This is a genomic window from Neorhizobium sp. USDA 3394 (assembly GCF_056280385.1).
In genome coordinates, this window is sequence record NZ_JBWCDU010000001.1 from 2,564,840 (window position 1) to 2,581,833 (window position 16,994).

Consider the following 16,994-nt stretch of genomic DNA (forward strand, 5'->3'; position numbering starts at 1 on the left):
GACCCGCAGCTTTATCAACAAGCGCGCCGTCGCTTCAGGAAAAAACTCACAATCCCGTGAGGGCACGTCTGAATAAACGGCGGATACTACCGCGATGCACAATGCCATGTTAGCCTAAAGTTCGGTCATTTCGATGACCCGCACTCCTCCAGAGCGGGTGGATGTCTCCCACATCCTACCCGCGTCTTTTTCCAGCAGATTCAATGTTATGACCGATACTGCCGCCGATTTTCAATCCGCACGTGACCGTTCGGAAACCCAAGACTTTGAGAGTGCACCCGCTCTTTCGCGGCTCGCCGTCATCCTGATCGAGATCGCATTGGCGGTCGGAGGCTTCGGCATCGGCACGGGCGAATTCGCGATCATGGGCCTGTTGCCGGATGTCGCCTCCACCTATCAGGTCAGCATTCCAATGGCGGGCTACGTGATCAGCGCCTATGCTCTCGGCGTCGTCATCGGTGCGCCGATCATCGCGGTCGCCGCCGCCCGGATGACGCGGCGCTCGCTGCTCCTGATCCTGATGACCGTATTTGCGCTCGGCAACATCTTGAGCGCCATGGCACCGGACTTCTGGAGCTTTACCGCGCTGCGCTTCGTCACCGGCCTGCCGCATGGCGCCTATTTCGGCGTCGCGGCTCTCGTGGCTGCCTCGATGGTGCCGCCCAACAAGCGCGCCCGCGCCGTTGGCCGGGTGATGCTCGGCCTCACGGTCGCGACCCTGGTCGGGACGCCGATCGCCACCTTCATGGGACAGATGCTCAACTGGCGCGCCGCCTTCTTCCTGGTCGGCGGCATCGGGGTCGTGACGGTGGCGCTGCTCTGGTATTTCCAGCCGCGCGACGAGGTGCATGAGGGCGCCAGCATCTGGCGCGAGCTCAGCGCCTTCGGCCGCGCGCAGGTATGGCTGACGCTCGGCATCGCCGCGGTCGGCTTCGGCGGCATGTTCTCGGTGTTCAGCTATATCGCCTCGACCACGACGGTGACGGCCGGAATGTCGGTCAGCATGGTGGCAGTCGTGCTGACGCTGTTCGGGATCGGCATGAATGTCGGCAATATCGTCGGCTCGCGGCTGGCCGACCTGTCGCTCAAAGGAACGATCGGCGGGGTGATGCTGTTCAACATCGTCGTCATGGGCGCCTTCGGACTGTGGGCCGAATATCCCGTCGTACTCTGCCTCTGCGTCTTCCTCATCGGCTGCGGCTTCGCCGCCGGTCCCGCGCTGCAGACGCGGCTGATGGACGTCGCTGCCGACGCGCAGACGCTGGCCGCCGCCTCCAACCACTCGGCCTTCAACATCGCCAACGCGCTCGGCGCCTGGCTCGGCGGCCTCGTCATCGCCTGGGGCTGGGGTTTTGCCGCGACGGGCTATGTCGGGGCAGTTTTGTCGCTGCTGGGCTTTGGGGTGTTCGCGGTATCTGCGGCGCTCGACCGGAAGACTGCGGCGACCTGAGAGCCAGCAGCCCCTCACCCCGCCTCAGCTTTGCTCGGCGGACCTCTCCCCAGGGGGAGAGGATAAACGATAGGTCGCGGCACGTTCCCTCTTCTCCCTAGCGGGGAGAAGGTGGCCTGAAGGGCTGGATGAGGTTTGCGCTGCCATTACCGTTCATGTCCGCGGAGACACATAACACCTCAATGGCTAGGCTGCCTTCGACGCCGCCTTTTCCTCCGGCATCATCATGTACCTTCTGCCATTCTCGCAGACGAAATGGGTCTTGCCCCAGATGCGGAGGGCCGTGATGACCGGTTCGAGGCTCAGACCGATCGGGGTGAGCGCATAATCGACGCGCGGCGGCACGACCGGGAATATGGTGCGTGTCAACAGTCCCGCCTCTTCAAGCTCCCTGAGCTGCTTGGTCAGCATACGCTGGGTGACCGCGGGAATGCGGCGGCGAAGCTCGTTGAAGCGCAGCGTGCCATCTTCCAGCAGATGATAGAGGATGACGCCTTTCCATTTTCCATCGAGGAAACTCAGCGTCGTTTCGACCGGGCATCCGGGGAAATTGTCGGTCAGCTTGGCACGGGGTTTCGACATGGTCAGCGTCCTTTCACGGTATACTTTTCGGTACTATAGGCCAAAAATGTGCATTCTTGCGCTCGCTGAACATAGGCGCCATCTAGTTTGCGGACAACAGGACACAAACCAAGGAGACGTTCCATGCGTGCCATCGGCTTCAATACGCCCCAGCCCATCACCGCCGAAACCTCGCTGATCGATATCGAGCTGCCCATGCCGGAGGCGGCGGGCCGCGACCTGCTCGTCGAGATCAAGGCGGTCTCGGTCAATCCGGTCGACACCAAGGTGCGCCGCTTGGCTGCCGTCGAACCCGGCCAGCACCGGATCCTCGGTTACGATGCCTCGGGCGTGGTCAAGGCGGTCGGCCCTGGCGTCAAACTCTTCAAGCCCGGTGACGAGGTCTATTATGCCGGCGTGATCAACCGGCCGGGCACCAATGCGGAATTCCATCTGGTCGACGAGCGCATCGTCGGCTTCAAGCCGAAAACCCTGAGCTTCGAGGAAGCCGCCGCCCTGCCGCTGACGGCGATCACCGCCTATGAGGCGCTGTTCCATCGCATGAAGGTGCAGGACAAGGTGGCGGGCGCCTGGAATGCGGTGCTGGTCATCGGCGGCGCCGGCGGGGTCGGCTCGATCGCCATCCAGCTCCTGCGCGAACTGTCGGACGTGACGGTCATCGGCACCGGCTCGCGGCCGGAGACGCAAGCGTGGATCAAGGAACTCGGCGCCCATCACGTGCTCGACCATTCGAAACCGATGGCGCCGCAGCTCGCGCAGATGGCGATCGGCGCGCCCGCCTTCGTCTTCTCGACCACCCATACGGAAAACCACCTCACGGACATCCTGGAACTGATCGCGCCGCAGGGCCGCCTGTCGCTGATCGACGATCCGAAGGAGCCGATGGACCTGCGCGTCTTCAAGGGCAAGGCGTTGTCAGTGCATTGGGAAATGATGTTCGCCCGCGCCATCTTCCAGACCGCCGACATGATCGAGCAGCACAAGTTGCTGAACCACGTCGCCGAACTGGTCGATGCGGGCAAGATCCGCACGACGCTTGCCGAAACGCTTGGGCCGATCAATGCCGCCAACCTGAAGACGGCGCACGCGATGATCGAGACCAACCGCACCAAGGGCAAGCTGGTGCTCTCGGGCTTCTGACCGCCGTGGCTGCGAGCTGAAACAAAGAAAGCCCGCCATGGCTGAAACGGCGGGCTTTCTTCACGGCCTGGCGGTGGATCAGGCCTGGATAACGACGACCTTGGCGCCGACATTGACGCGGCTGTAGAGGTCGATGACGTCGTGGTTCATCATGCGGATGCAGCCGCTCGACATGGCAAGCCCGATCGATTCGGGCTGGTTGGTGCCATGGATGCGGAAATGCGTATCGTTGCCGCCGCGGTAGAGATACATGGCGCGGGCGCCGAGCGGGTTGTTCGGGCCGCCGGGCATGCCGCCCGCCAGTTTCCGGTAACGCTCTTCGCGGCGCTGCATGTTTGCGGTCGGGGTCCAGGTCGGCCATTCGGCCTTGCGGCCGACATAGGCATTGCCGGCAAGCGCCAGGCCCGCACGGCCGACGCCGACGCCGTAGCGGATCGCACGGCCGTTGCCGAGGATGTAGTAGGCGCGGCGGGCCGGCGTATCGACGACCACGGTGCCGGCGGCATGCGGGGTGACGTAAGCCACCTCCTGACGGCGCAGCTCGGGCTTTATGTTCTCGACCGGCACGGTCTTCAGCGGAAACGGCTCGTTCGGCAGTGCGGCATAGTTCGTCTGTTCAACAGTAGAAGCGCAGCCGGCAAGCAGAAGCGGCAGGCCCGCAAGAAAGCCGCGACGGGAAATCGACATGAATGTGTCCTTGGTGCGTCGAGAGAATGACGCTGAATTTAAGAATATTATGGTTAATGAAGTGCTAAACGGATGGCGAACAGGCCATTGTCGACCTAGGGGCGGGCAGAACAGGTCTGATATTGTCCGCCGAGAAGCGAGGCACCTGCCAAGACGTCGGGATCGACCGTCTGGCCGGGCATTTTCGGAAGCGTGACCGTGACCTGACAAAGGCGCTCGTCGCAATCGACGGAGATCACCTTCGTCAACCCGCCAAAGCCCTGGTTGTTGCGATCACAGATCTGGACGTCGCTGCCGGCCTTGATCCCGGCCGCCTTGCTGGCTTGCAGAGGGATAGAGATGATCGCCGCCATGGTATTGTTCAACGGCGCCGGAAGGGGCGTGTCCTCGAGCATAGCAGCCGTCACCTTGTCGCCGGCCGCGACATCCTGCTTGAGATATTTACCGACCAGCCCGACAAAGGCCGGGGTCTGCAGATCGCCGTTGTCGATCTGGTGATTGCGCTGCAAGGCGAGCCGCGCGACCGGTTCGGGCGTTTCAGAGCGGCCAGCGACCAGCGTTATGATCCAGACGACCAGACCGGCATAAACGAGCAGCGGGATTACTCTCGCGATGGCAACGACCCCGAGCAGCATGTCGATGCGATCGATCTTCATGGGCCGTACTCGTAGGCAATGTCGCCCTCGGGCTCGTCCAGCGACAGCATCGCTGCCACCACCGCCCAGATCGCGCGTTCGTCGCCCAGGGTTTTCGGCAGGGGCCGGTGCAGGGCCTTGAGGAGATCGAAGCGGCCGATATCGATCGTGCCCCGCACGGTCTCGGAAAAGGCGGTGAAGCTTTCGTGGACGATCCACAGCCAGAGAACGACCATCAAGGGGCCGAAGACGACGACGATGAGCAGCGCCGCGAGCGAACTGCCCCAAATGCCGAGCACCGCCAGCCAGGTCACCGTGAACAGGCCGCTGAGCGAAAGGCTGAGGATCGAGAAATCCAGCTGGATACGGGCATTCTCCAGCTTGGCCAGCAATGTCTCGTTCTTGATCACCATTTGCAGACGCGGCCACAGAAGATCGAAATCGAAGCCGTAGCGCGTATCACAATAGCTGCGCAGCGCCGCAAGATCGTTGCCGAAGCGGGTGGGCGCTACCTCGAGCCTGGCAAACAGCGTCTGATAGGAATCGAATTCATGCGCCTCGTGGGACTGGGCAATGTCTGCGGCATAGGTCACGAGCCCCGTATACTGGTCGGTCATCTCCCGGTGCAGCGCGGCCAGCGCCTCGGCATGCGCCGTCGCCCGCACATCGACGGCCGGCCGCAGTTGCAGCACTTCGGCGCAATTTGCCCTCAATGCTGCCGAAAGGGCGGAAATTGCGGTGTTCAGCGGCTCGACCTCGATCGGTCGGTTGAGATACCGGGCGTTGCGCAACGGCCGGATGGCGGTTTCGGCTTTGTCGATAGCGCCAGGGTCGGCAACGTCCCGGGTGAACGCGCCCTCTTCACGGTCGCGCGCCAGCTCACGGATCACATCGATGCTTGCGGGCAATTTCGCTCGGCGCTGAAACAGGGCGTTGCCGCGGGCGATCCGCCGGTCGCGCTTCAGCACATGGCCGAAGGCCAGCAGACTGGCCATCCACCAGGGGATGCCCTTTCCTTCCAGTAGCCGCGTGATCGGCTGGACCGCGGGCGACAGCGTGAAGGCGATGACGGCCACCGCACTCAGGGCAATTGCGAAATTGACGAGTTTTTCGCCCGAACCGAGATTGCGGTATTCCTCCAGCAGAAAAGTCCGCACCGGCTCGAATTCGATCGCCGCGATCAGGGCGTTGGCGAGGCAGAAAAGCAGCCATGGAAAATAGCGCGCCAGAAGGAAAGAGCGCCCGAACCAGCCATCGATCTTTCCCAGTATCTCCGCGAACATCGCGCCCCGACCCTATGCCTTTCGCTTGAGCCTCCGGCCATGAACGGGACACGTGCCGTCGGCGCGGAAAAGTTCGCCATCGTACGGACATTCCCATATGCCGGCCACGATCTTGTAGACATCATGCTTGTCGAACAGACCAAGCAGCGATGACGAACTTGGCCCCAGCCCGCTGTCGTAACCAAAGATGGCGACCGGTCGTTCGGCACCAAACGGCTGCACCAGGTTTTCCCGGATGCTGACCATTCCCGGACGCGAAAAGTTCCAAAGAGCGCTGTTGGACCTCAAATAGTCAGAAAGGGGAACATCGGACGGGAGGCTTTGGATCTGCGCCAGAATTCCGGAGCGATCCTCCAGCAAGGGTGGAGGGACAGGGGTGCCCACCCCTTGCTGCGATATCACCCGCAACCCATCGGCACCCGCCGAGACGACGAAATTCGTTTTCTCCTTTCGCAGGACGGACAAAGTGTCCTCGGCGGACAGGCCTTTCGGAATGAGGGGGAATTCCAGAACGGGAAGCTCAGTCATCCGACTTCTCCACCGTGGTCTTCTCGAAGATTCTCTCGTGGACGATATGGAACCTGCTGGCGGTGATATCCGCCGCCTTGATATCAGTCCACGCGAAACGGAGCACCGGCGTATCGAGCCGCAGCCGCCTGGCGACCTTCAGGAGGAATTCCTCGACTTCCGCGGCATTGCCGTAGCCGGTAGCTCCGACGAGAGCGTCGTTTCGCCCGATCGTCTTTCCGTCTTCGGCAAGCTGCAGGCGAATTGCGGCATCGATGGCAGCTATCTTGCTCATCTTCCCCCCAACGAGGCTCGGAACCCGTTAAGCAAAAACTAGCGCAACCACCGGTCGACAGCAATCCTCGAATGGAAGGATATCCTCCTCCTGTCTTCGAGCAACTACATATTCGGATAGACCGGCCCCTCGCCGCCCTGCGGCGGAACCCAATTGATGTTCTGGTTGGGATCCTTGATGTCGCAGGTCTTGCAGTGGACGCAGTTCTGGGCGTTGATGACGTAGACTTGGCTGCCGTCCTTCTCCACCCATTCGTAGACGCCGGCCGGACAGTAGCGCGTCGAAGGGCCGCCATAGACGTCCAGTTCCGAGCGCTTCTGCAGGTCCATGTCCTTCACCTGGAGATGGACCGGCTGGTCTTCCTCGTGGTTGGTGTTCGACAGGAAGACCGAGGACAGGCGGTCGAAGGTGAGCACGCCGTCCGGCTTCGGGTAGTCGATCTTTTTATGCTGCGCGGCCGGTTCGAGGCTCTGCGCGTCGGTCTTGCCGTGCTTCAGCGTGCCGAAGATCGACAGGCCGAAGAGCTGGTTGGTCCACATGTCGAGACCGCCGAGCGCGATGCCGAGGCCGGTGCCGAGTTTCGACCAGAGCGGCTTGACGTTGCGCACCCGTTTCAGGTCCTTGCCGATGGCCGTCGAGCGCCACTCGTTCTCGATCTCGATCACCTCGTCATTGGCACGGCCGTCCGCGATGGCTTTCGCGATGTTGTCGGCGGCGAGGATGCCGGACAGGACCGCGTTGTGGCTGCCCTTGATGCGCGGCACGTTGACGAGGCCGGCGGAACAGCCGATCAGCGCGCCGCCCGGGAAGGTCAGTTTCGGCACCGACTGGTATCCGCCCTCGGTGATGGCGCGGGCGCCGTAGGAGAGGCGCTTGGCGCCCTCGAACGTACCGCGGATCGCATCATGCGTCTTGAAGCGCTGGAATTCCTCGAACGGGTAGAGATACGGGTTCTTGTAGTTCAGGTGCACGACGAAGCCGACGGCCACCATATTGTCTTCGAGATGATAGAGGAACGAACCGCCGCCGGTCTTCATGCCGAGCGGCCAGCCGAACGAGTGCTGCACCAGGCCCGGCCGGTGGTGCTCCGGCTTCACCTGCCACAGTTCTTTCAGGCCGATGCCGTATTTCTGGGGTTCGCGATCCTTCTGAAGATCGAACCGGTTGATCAACTGCTTGGCGAGCGAACCGCGCACGCCCTCGCCGATCAACACGTATTTGCCGTGCAGTTCCATGCCGCGCGTGAAAGCCGGGCCGGGCTCGCCATTCTTCTCGACGCCCATGTCGCCGGTCGCCACGCCCTTGACCGCGCCGTTCTCGTCATAGAGCACTTCGGTGGCGGCAAAGCCTGGATAAATCTCGACGCCGAGCGCCTCCGCCTTTTCGGCGAGCCAGCGACAGACGTTTCCGAGCGAGACGATGTAGTTGCCGTGATTGTTCATCAGCGGCGGCATCATGAAGTTCGGAAGCCGGATCGAGCCGGCAGGGCCCAAAAACAGGAAATGGTCGGCGGTGACCGGCTGCTTGAACGGGTGGCTGGCCTCTTCGCGCCAGCCGGGCAGCAGGGCGTCGATGCCGACCGGATCGACCACCGCGCCCGAGAGGATATGCGCCCCGACTTCCGAACCCTTTTCGAGCACCACGACTGTCAGGTCCGGATTGGCCTGTTTCAGGCGGATCGCGGCCGAGAGCCCCGCAGGACCCGCGCCGACGATCACCACGTCGAATTCCATGCTCTCGCGCTCTGGCATTTCGTGGGCAGGAAGTTCTTGCTCGCTCATATCCAACTCCGCTCGCCGGCCCCTTCCGGCTTTATTCAGGCAACCTGTTTGACAAAACCGCCCCGGCTTGTCGAGGCGGGAAAACGTCCTCCGCCTTGTCATTCGCGCAAACGACGTTTCGGTTTTCTCATATTACGTTTACGTACACGTCAGTTATAGGCACCGAACCGCAGAAAGCAAGATCGGCCTTTCGCCGCCTTCTGCCGCTGCTATAAAGGCCCGACAACCGATGACAGGAATTGGGAAGGAACAGCATCATGGATCTCGGTCTTAACGGCAAACGCGCTCTCGTGCTCGCCTCGTCGCGCGGACTTGGCCTCGGCATCGCCAAGGCGCTTGCAAGCGAAGGCGCGCACGTCCTCCTCGTCGGGCGCTCCGGCGAGCGGCTGGCGGACAATTGCAAGGCGATCAATGCCGAAGGCAAGGGTAAGGCAGACTGGGTCTGGGGCGATCTTTCCGAAGAGAATTTCGTCGAGGCGATGAAGGCCTCCGTCAAGGAAAAGCTCGGCGGAATCGACATCCTGGTCAACAATACCGGCGGCCCGACGCCCGGCACAGCGGAAGACATGACCGCCGACAAGCTCGACATCTTCTTCCAGTCCATGGTGCTGCGCGTCATCACGCTCACCAACGCCTTCCTGCCGCAGATGAAGGAACAGGGTTTCGGCCGCATCCTGACCGTCGCCTCCTCCGGCGTCTTCGAGCCGATCGCCAATCTGGCGCTTTCCAACACGTTACGCTCGGCGCTGGTCGGCTGGAGCAAGACGATGGCCACGGAAGTCGCGGGTTTCGGCATTACCTGCAACATGCTGCTTCCCGGCCGCATCCATACCGACCGTATCGACGAACTCGACGGTGCCAATGCCAAGCGCACCGGCAAGTCGGTAGAGGAAATCCGCTCCGCCTCGCTGAAGACCATTCCCGCCGGCCGGCTCGGCAAGGTCGAGGAATTCGCGGCCGCCGGTGCGTTTCTCTGCTCGGTCCCCGCAAGCTATGTCACCGGCACGATGCTTCGGGTCGACGGTGGCGCATCGCGCTCGATCTGAGGTTTCGGAAAGAGGGTTAAATCCAGGTCGTTAAACATTAAATCGAATTGGGATGCCGCTGTTGGCGGTATCTCAATTCGCCTGTCGTAAGAGGCAAGCCGGCCCCCCAAAATTAAAGGATCGCCGGCATGATCGAAAGTGTTTCGGGGGCGACCGAGGCTACCCCGCCCAGTGTACCCTCCGCCGTGCCTCACGCCGCGGCGCCTTCCGCTGCCTCCCCGGCAGCCTCGATCTCGGCGACACTTGCGGCCGGACAGGTGGCGACCTATGCAGGCTCCTGGGAAGCAGCAACCCGGCACGCGGCCGAGACTTCGGCGATTTCCGGCCGATCGGGAAACATGCATGCGCGAAGCCTCGAGGCCGTGGACGATGTGGTCGTCCGCAATCTTCTCGACAGCCTGTCGCCTTCGAGCCGGATCGCCGGCAGTTTCTTCCTGGCCGACGGCGAGGAACCGGCACCACGATCGCTGATCGCCACCTATTACGAAGACGTCTGACCGGAGACGTCTCCGGACGATGCGACATCACGCAAACGCGTCTCGCGGGAGCACCCGCCCACGCCTATGATCTCCAGACCCTGCCTTCGGAGATTCTTCCATGAAACTCACTCGACTTGCGCTTTCGGTCATCGGCGGCCTGATGGTGGTCATCGGCCTCATCTGGATCGGCCAGGGCACCGGCGCCTTCCCCTATCCCGCCAGCAGTTTCATGATCAACCAGACGCCTTGGATCGTCCGAGGCGCAGGCGTCGCGATCATCGGCTTTGCGGTGATCTGGGGCACCCGGCGGTTCGTCCGCTAGTCCGGTTGGGCGCGCTCATCCTGCGCAGCCAAAAGGCGAAGAAAATTAACTCCAGTTCATCTAAGCCCTTCATTACAAACCTTTAATCCGCTTTCACCGGTTCGTGAGCCGGCCGGGCAAAACCTGTCTTTTTTGCGCCGCAATAGGGGCGGTTCGATGAGCCGATACCATCGAGCACAACCACAGGCGAGCGGTCACCCATGAAGAAGATCTGGATTTTTGCCGGCGTTCTTGTCGTTGCCGGCGTAGCGGGCTGGGAGTTCCGCGATCGGCTTCCGTTTCTGTCATCCTTCATCCAGCAGGCATCCGCCGATACCGGCGATAGCCAGCCGCAGGGCGCGCAACGACGGCGCGGCGCAGGCGGTCCGCCGCCAGCGGTGAAGACGGTCGCCGCCACCCGCGCCTCGCTGCCGATGGACGTCGCCGCCTCCGGTGCGGCCAATGCGGACGAGAATACGACGATCGCTGCCCAGCAACCGGGCATCGTCGTCCGCATCGCGGCAACCGAAGGCGCTTATGTGAAGACGGGCGACCTGATCGCCAAGCTCGACGACCGCACCGCCAAAGCCGCTCTCGACAAGGACAAGGCGCTTCTTGTCCGCGACCAGGCGACGCTCACCCAAGCCCAGACGGCGCTTGCCCGCGCCAACGACCTGCTGCACGGCAATGCCGGCACGCAGCAGGCCGTTGACCAGGCGAAGGCGGCGCAGGATACCGCTGCCGCCACCGTGCAGAGCGACAATGCGGCGATCGCAGCCGATCAGATCGACCTCGACCATACCGATATCCGTGCGCCCTTCGACGGAAGGCTCGGCGATATCGACATCAGCACCGGCGCCTATCTCAGCGCCGGATCGGCGGTGGTGACGATCGCCAAATACGACCCGATCTATGTGAAATTCCATCTTCCCGAGGCCTATCTCGGCCAGCTCAAGCAGGGGACGCCGGCGAATGCGGTTGCGGTCGATGCCGTGCCGCAGGGCGGCGGCCCTTCGGCCACCGGAACCCTGAGCTTCTTCGACAATAGCGTCGATCCGGCTTCGGGCACGATCCTTGCCAAGGCGAAGTTCGACAATCCGTCGGGCGCGCTGTGGCCAGGGCAATCGCTGAATGTCACCGTGCATTTCCGGAGCGACGACAAGGACATCGTGGTGCCGACGGTAGCCGTCAATCCGGGCGTCGACAGCCCGTTCGTCTACGCGGTCGGCGACGACAAAAAGGTGCATGTGACGCCGGTCAAAATTGCCCGCTCCAACGGCCCGGACACGGCGATTGCCAGCGGGCTCACCGAAGGGGCGCATGTGGTGGTCGAGGGCCAGGTGCAGCTCGTCGATGGCGCGACCGTCGTCGAGCAGTTCGGCAATGGCCAGAAGACGGCCGGTGCCAAGCGCAATGACCAGCCGATCGAAGTGGGGGCAGCGCAATGATCCCCGAATTCTGCATCCGCCGCCCGGTCGCCACCACGCTGCTTGCCATCGGCGCCGTACTCGCCGGCCTTGCCGGCTACCAGCTCCTGCCCGTCGCCGCCCTGCCGCAGGTCGATTTTCCGACCATCAACGTCTCGGCCCAACTGACCGGAGCCTCGCCGCAGACCATGGCGACGGCTGTCTCGACGCCTCTTGTCAAGCAGTTCGAGACCATCCCCGGCATCAGCGAGATCAGCGCCACGAACTCGCTCGGCAATACCTCGATCGTGCTGCAGTTCGACCTCAACCGCAATATCGATGCGGCGGCGGCCGACGTGCAGGCGGCGATCTCGCATGCGACCCGGCAACTGCCGGACAACATGACGACGCCGCCGAGCTACCGCAAGACCAACCCGGCCGACGCCCCGGTCCTGCTCCTGTCGATCCGCAGCGATACGATGCCGCGCAGCAAGATCGACGAGATCGCCGAGGACGTGCTCTCCCCGTCTCTCTCGACGCTTCCGGGCGTTGCGGAAGTCTCGATCTTCGGCGCCCAGACCTATGCCGTGCGCGTCGAGGTCGATCCCAACAAGCTGCAGGCCCGCAATCTCGGCGTCGACAACGTCACCAATGCGATCGCCAGCGCCAACAGCCAGGCGCCGGTCGGCTCGCTCGAAAACAACAGCCAGCGGCTGACCATCAATGCGGATACCCAGCGCACCAATGCCGACCAGTTCCGCTCGCTGGTGATCGCCAGCCCGAACGGGGCGCCTGTCCATCTCGGCGATGTCGCCAACGTTCAGGACAGCGTTGCGAACCTCGATGCGGGAAGCTGGTATGACGGCAACCAGTCGATCATCCTCGCCATCCAGCGCCAGCCGGATGCCAATACGGTCGATGTCGTCGATGCGGTGCGCGCAAAACTGCCCGGACTGTCCGCCGAGCTGCCAGCCTCGGTGTCGATCGACGTCATGAACGATTCGTCGACGGCGATCCGCGCATCGATATCGGACGTGCAGTTCACGCTGATGCTGACGATCGGCCTTGTCGTGCTGGTCATCTATCTCTTCCTCGGCCGGATCACCGCCACCCTCGTTCCGGGGCTCGCCGTGCCGTTGTCGCTGATCGCCACGTTCGGCGCCATGTATGTGCTCGGCTACAGTATCGACAACATCTCGCTGCTCGGGCTGACGCTCTCGGTCGGCCTCGTCGTGGACGATGCGATCGTCATGCTGGAAAACATCATGCGGCATGTCGAGGGCGGCATGGCGCCGATGCAGGCGGCGCTGCAGGGCGCTTCGGAAGTCAGTTCGACGATCATTTCCATGTCGGTGTCGCTGATTGCCGTATTCATCCCCATCCTGCTGATGGGCGGGGTGGTCGGGCGGCTGTTCAACGAATTCGGCATGGTGGTGGCGCTCGCCATCGTCGCCTCGGCGGTCGTCTCGCTGACGGTGACGCCGATGCTCGGCTCGCGCCTGTCCGGCGCCGAACATCACCCGGGCCTGATGGTCCGCATCTTCGACGCGGGCTTCAGCAGGACGCTCAAGGGTTACGACCGGGCGGTCGGCTGGTGCCTCAGAAACCGGGCGGTCATCCTTCTGGTCTTCCTCGCGTCCGTCGGCGGGTCGGTCTATCTGTTCCGGATCCTGCCGACGAGCTTCTTCCCACAGGAGGATATCGGCCGTCTGACGATCTCGACCCGCGCCCGCGAGGATATTTCCTATCCGGCGATGCGCGACCTGCAGGCGCAGGTGGCGGCAGCGGTGCAGAAAAACCAGGCGGTCAACCACGTCACCTCGATCGTCGGCAGCAATGGCCGCAGCTCGCTCAACAACGGCACGATCTGGGTGGAGTTGAAGGACCGCGACCAGCGTCCCCCGCTCGACCAGACGCTGCGCGAACTGAGGCAGGCGACATCCAAATTCGCCGGCATGAAGACCTTCATCACCCCGCAGCAGAGCCTGCGTTTCGGTGGCCGCGCGACGGCCAGCCAGTATCAGCTCGTGGTGCAGGCGCTGAACGCCTCGCAGACCAGCGAATGGTCGGACAAGATCCAGACCGCGATGCGCGCTGACCGGGCGCATTTCACCGACGTCACCTCCGACGCCCAGAACGATGCGATCGAAGCCAATATCAAGGTCGACCCGGAAAAGGCCGCCTCGTTCGGGATTACCGACGACGAGCTGCGCAAGACGCTGCAGATGGCGTTCGGCGGGTATACCGCGGCCGAGATCCAGTCGACCGGCGACAGCTACGACGTGATCACCGAGTTCGACAATACGCAGCAGTGGAACGACCAGATGCTGCAGGGTGTCAGGGTGATGTCCTCGAACGGCTCGCTGGTGCCGCTCTCGAACTTCGCCACCATCGTGCGACAGACGGCGCCCGTCACCATCAACCAGACCGGCCAGCTGGTCTCGACGACGGTGTCGTTCAACCTGCCGGCCGGTGTGTCGCTCTCCGATGCGACGGCGGCGATCGATCAGATCAAGGCGAACCTGCAGATGCCGAACGACGTGTTCACCTCCTATGGAGGCACGGCGCAGATCTTCCAGCAGAGCCAGGGCAATACGCCGCTGCTGATCCTTGCCGCAGTGCTCACCATCTATGTGGTGCTCGGTGTGCTCTACGAGAGCTTCATCCACCCGCTGACCATCCTGTCGGGCCTGCCGGCAGCGGCCTTCGGGGCGTTGCTGGCGCTGAAACTGTTCGGCTTCGACCTGTCGATCATCGCGCTGATCGGGCTGCTGATGCTGATCGGCATCGTCAAGAAGAACGCGATCATGATGATCGACGTGGCGGTGGAGACGATGCGCTCGAAGGGCGAGACGGCAGCCGTCGCGATCCACGAAGCCTGCGTGCGGCGCTTCCGGCCGATCATGATGACGACCTTCTGCGCGCTGCTCGGCGCGCTGCCGATCGCGCTCGGCACCGGCGCCTCTTCCGAGTTGCGCCAGCCGCTCGGCATCGCGGTGGTCGGCGGGCTGATCGTTTCCCAGGCGCTGACGCTGTTCATCACGCCCGTCATCTTCGTGGAAATGGACCGGTTCGGCCGCTTCCTCAGCCGGCTCGGCCGCCGCAAGACGGAAGACTTGCACGAGGCAAACGACGATGACGACATCCCGACCGCGATTGCGGCCGAATGAGCCCCTCGCCTTGGTGCTCGCTCTGCGGCGGCGGGAGAAATCCCGCCTGCCGGAAAGATCGGATTGATCGTCTCGGAATGGTGCATCCTGATCATCATCTACCGGAAAACACAGTGGAAACTGAAGCAGCCGTCCGAGAATGACGCAGCGCACTGCAAGGTAACCTTAACCAATAACCTGAATAAACGACTCCGTTTGCATTAGTCGCTGCTAAAGCTTCTTATGGTGGTGCAGCGTCGTACTGCGTACACGCTGTGGCGGTCGGGCTTGGGGGTCGCCCGGCCGCTCTCAGTTTCAGGCCACGCGCCGAAAAATCAGAAACTTTCGGCCAGCTTCGGGAAATCGCGGATCAGCCCATCCCGCACCACAAAGCTGATCGGCTCGTTCGGGTAACGCTTGGTATCGACCAGCAGCCTTGCGAAGATGACCCGCCGCTCGTCCTTCATCGCCCAGCCGACGAACCAGCCGAGCGGGCGGTCGTAATCCACCTTGCCGGCCTTGTCGCGCAGCCAGCCGGAGCCGGTCTTGCCCTGGATGTCCCAGCCGTCGCCCGCCTCGAAATGCGGCACGATCGCCAGCGTCATGTCGACCGCATGTTCGGAGATCGGCAGGCCGCCGTTGAGGAACCGGCGCAGGAACTGGACCTGCTGGTCGGCCGAAATCTTCAGCGACGACATCAGCCAGGATTCGGTCAGGCCGTCGGTATTGCCCGGGCCGCCGGAGATATCCCGGTTGCCGTAACCGAAGCGCTGGATGTAGTCCGCGAACTTGGACTTGCCGAGCTTTCGGGCAATTTCCTGCGAATACCAGACGATCGATTCCTTCTCCCAGATCAGCGGATCGACATCCTTCTTCACCCGCTCCGGGCCACCGAACTTCGCCTGATATTTCCAGCGCGGGTTCTGGGTATCCGTCAGAATGCCGGCATCATAGCCCATCATGGCCAAAGGCAGTTTGAAGGTCGACTGGGGATAAAAACCCTGGTCACAGGTTCCCTGACGATAAAGCGCCTTGCCGCTGTCCTCGTCGATGATGACGGTGCAGCGGATCGGATCGGCGGCGCCGGCAGAGGTGCAATCGAGAAAAGTCGCAGTAATTCCGAGAGAAAATGCCAGAAGGAAAGAATTTCTGAAAGCCATGGCGGTGCTCCAAATGGGGTGACACGGCTTTTCTAGGTCGGCTTGTAAGCCCCAATCAAACGATGATATCTGCGGTCAGGCATGAATCAAACTAGGGCATGGCCATGGTTCGACCATATTTACCGCTGAACGCGCTGCGGGCCTTCGAGGCGGCCGCCCGGCACCTCTCGTTCACCCGGGCGGCCATCGAGCTCTGCGTCACCCAGGCCGCCGTCAGCCATCAGGTAAAGCTGCTCGAACAGCGGCTCGGCGTGACGCTGTTCCGCCGCCTGCCGCGCGGGCTGATGATCACCGAGGAAGGATTGGCGCTGCTGCCGGCGCTGCAGGACAGTTTCGACCGCATGGCCGCCATGCTGGAGCGCTTCGAAGACGGGCATGTGCGAGAGGTGCTGAAACTCGGCGCAGTCGGCACGCTCGCGGTCGGCTGGCTGCTGCCGCGGCTTTCCGACTTCCGGGAAAGATACCCGTTCATCGATCTGAGGCTCTCGACCAACAACAACCGCGTCGATATCGCCGCCGAAGGGCTGGACTACACGATCAAGTTCGGCAACGGCGCCTGGCACGATATCGAGGCGGAGGCGTTGTTCGAGACGCCGCTTTCCGTCCTCTGCATTCCACCGATCGCAAGGCAGATCAGAACCCCGGAGGATGTCGCGCACCAGGTGCTGCTGCGTTCCTACCGCGCCGACGAATGGCCGAGCTGGTTCGAGGCCGCGCATGTCGCCCCGCCGCAGATTCGCGGCATGGTCTTCGACTCATCCGTTCTGATGGTCGAAGCGGCGATGCAAGGGGCCGGCGTGGCGCTCGCCCCTCCCCTGATGTTCTCCCGCCAGCTTGCCGCCGGCATGATCGAACAGCCCTTCCCGATCACCATTTCCAAGGGCAGTTACTGGCTGACCAGGCTCAAATCCCGCACCGTGACGCCGGCGATGGAAATGTTCAGGAACTGGCTTGCGCAGCAGGCGGCGGAGACGCGGCGACAGCTCGAAATCTAGGGTTTGCGGGGTTGCCATCCAGGTCGCCTTGTGCGATCACGCGCCCTCTCAAAAATTCCGGGGCGCCAGAAGCGCCCTTTTGGCGTTCGGAGCCTTGT

At 62.8% G+C, this 16,994-nt stretch carries 16 protein-coding genes; 8 read left to right on the forward strand and 8 right to left on the reverse strand.

The genetic code is table 11. The features are described from left to right. Window positions 1-208: 208 nt before the first annotated feature. Window positions 209-1,450, forward strand: a complete 1,242-nt coding sequence (locus ACZ9EJ_RS12435) for an MFS transporter (protein WP_046641493.1) — start codon at window positions 209-211, stop codon at window positions 1,448-1,450. Window positions 1,451-1,636: 186 nt separating this feature from the next. Here ACZ9EJ_RS12435 and ACZ9EJ_RS12440 read toward each other — a convergent pair whose 3' ends face one another. Next, window positions 1,637-2,032 carry a winged helix-turn-helix transcriptional regulator gene (locus tag ACZ9EJ_RS12440; protein WP_007757679.1) on the reverse strand — a complete coding sequence of 132 codons (396 nt, stop codon included), beginning with the start codon at window positions 2,030-2,032 and terminating at the stop codon, window positions 1,637-1,639. Window positions 2,033-2,155: 123 nt separating this feature from the next. On the opposite strand from ACZ9EJ_RS12440, the gene ACZ9EJ_RS12445 reads away from it, so the two are divergent. Next, window positions 2,156-3,172 carry a zinc-binding alcohol dehydrogenase family protein gene (locus tag ACZ9EJ_RS12445; RefSeq protein ID WP_046641495.1) on the forward strand — a complete coding sequence of 339 codons (1,017 nt, stop codon included), beginning with the start codon at window positions 2,156-2,158 and terminating at the stop codon, window positions 3,170-3,172. A gap of 78 nt (window positions 3,173-3,250) precedes the next feature. Here the strand turns inward: ACZ9EJ_RS12445 and ACZ9EJ_RS12450 are convergent, their stop codons facing one another. The 6 genes from ACZ9EJ_RS12450 to ACZ9EJ_RS12475 form a co-directional block, all read right to left on the reverse strand. Further along, the gene (locus tag ACZ9EJ_RS12450) at window positions 3,251-3,859 is read right to left on the reverse strand and encodes a L,D-transpeptidase (RefSeq protein WP_046629881.1); all 609 of its coding nucleotides are present in this window, start codon (window positions 3,857-3,859) and stop codon (window positions 3,251-3,253) included. A gap of 95 nt (window positions 3,860-3,954) precedes the next feature. Further along, window positions 3,955-4,515, reverse strand: coding sequence for a hypothetical protein (locus ACZ9EJ_RS12455; RefSeq protein ID WP_046629880.1), 561 nt, complete (start codon window positions 4,513-4,515; stop codon window positions 3,955-3,957). Further along, a complete protein-coding gene (locus ACZ9EJ_RS12460) occupies window positions 4,512-5,777 on the reverse strand; it encodes a hypothetical protein (RefSeq protein WP_046629879.1) in 1,266 nt (421 codons plus the stop codon). The genes ACZ9EJ_RS12455 and ACZ9EJ_RS12460 overlap by 4 nt, the downstream gene beginning before the upstream one ends. 12 nt (window positions 5,778-5,789) lie before the next feature. Then, complete coding sequence (locus ACZ9EJ_RS12465) at window positions 5,790-6,305, reverse strand: hypothetical protein (protein WP_046629878.1); 516 nt, start codon at window positions 6,303-6,305, stop codon at window positions 5,790-5,792. Beyond that, a complete protein-coding gene (locus tag ACZ9EJ_RS12470; RefSeq protein ID WP_046629877.1) occupies window positions 6,298-6,579 on the reverse strand; it encodes a hypothetical protein in 282 nt (93 codons plus the stop codon). Before ACZ9EJ_RS12470 ends, ACZ9EJ_RS12465 begins: the two co-directional genes overlap by 8 nt. 104 nt (window positions 6,580-6,683) lie before the next feature. After that, entirely contained in the window at window positions 6,684-8,360 is a 1,677-nt protein-coding gene (locus ACZ9EJ_RS12475; protein ID WP_046629876.1) for an electron transfer flavoprotein-ubiquinone oxidoreductase, read from the reverse strand. A gap of 257 nt (window positions 8,361-8,617) precedes the next feature. Between ACZ9EJ_RS12475 and ACZ9EJ_RS12480 the strand changes: the two genes are divergently transcribed. The 5 genes from ACZ9EJ_RS12480 (at window position 8,618) to ACZ9EJ_RS12500 (ending at window position 14,762) form a co-directional block, all read left to right on the forward strand. After that, the gene (locus tag ACZ9EJ_RS12480) at window positions 8,618-9,406 is read left to right on the forward strand and encodes an SDR family oxidoreductase (RefSeq protein WP_046641496.1); all 789 of its coding nucleotides are present in this window, start codon (window positions 8,618-8,620) and stop codon (window positions 9,404-9,406) included. 128 nt (window positions 9,407-9,534) lie between these two features. Beyond that, entirely contained in the window at window positions 9,535-9,903 is a 369-nt protein-coding gene (locus tag ACZ9EJ_RS12485; RefSeq protein WP_046641497.1) for a hypothetical protein, read from the forward strand. Between the two features lie 100 nt (window positions 9,904-10,003). Further along, a complete protein-coding gene (locus tag ACZ9EJ_RS12490) occupies window positions 10,004-10,207 on the forward strand; it encodes a hypothetical protein (protein WP_046641498.1) in 204 nt (67 codons plus the stop codon). Between the two features lie 200 nt (window positions 10,208-10,407). Then, on the forward strand, window positions 10,408-11,634 hold the full coding sequence (locus ACZ9EJ_RS12495) for an efflux RND transporter periplasmic adaptor subunit (RefSeq protein ID WP_046641499.1): 1,227 nt from the start codon (window positions 10,408-10,410) through the stop codon (window positions 11,632-11,634). Continuing rightward, entirely contained in the window at window positions 11,631-14,762 is a 3,132-nt protein-coding gene (locus ACZ9EJ_RS12500; protein ID WP_046641500.1) for an efflux RND transporter permease subunit, read from the forward strand. The genes ACZ9EJ_RS12495 and ACZ9EJ_RS12500 overlap by 4 nt, the downstream gene beginning before the upstream one ends. A 314-nt stretch (window positions 14,763-15,076) precedes the next feature. Here the strand turns inward: ACZ9EJ_RS12500 and blaOXA are convergent, their stop codons facing one another. Next, window positions 15,077-15,901, reverse strand: a complete 825-nt coding sequence (blaOXA, locus tag ACZ9EJ_RS12505) for a class D beta-lactamase (RefSeq protein WP_046641501.1) — start codon at window positions 15,899-15,901, stop codon at window positions 15,077-15,079. Window positions 15,902-16,005: 104 nt separating this feature from the next. Here blaOXA and ACZ9EJ_RS12510 point away from each other — a divergent pair, with 104 nt between their 5' ends. Beyond that, the gene (locus tag ACZ9EJ_RS12510; protein ID WP_046641532.1) at window positions 16,006-16,896 is read left to right on the forward strand and encodes a LysR family transcriptional regulator; all 891 of its coding nucleotides are present in this window, start codon (window positions 16,006-16,008) and stop codon (window positions 16,894-16,896) included. The last annotated feature ends 98 nt before the right edge of the window (window positions 16,897-16,994 follow it).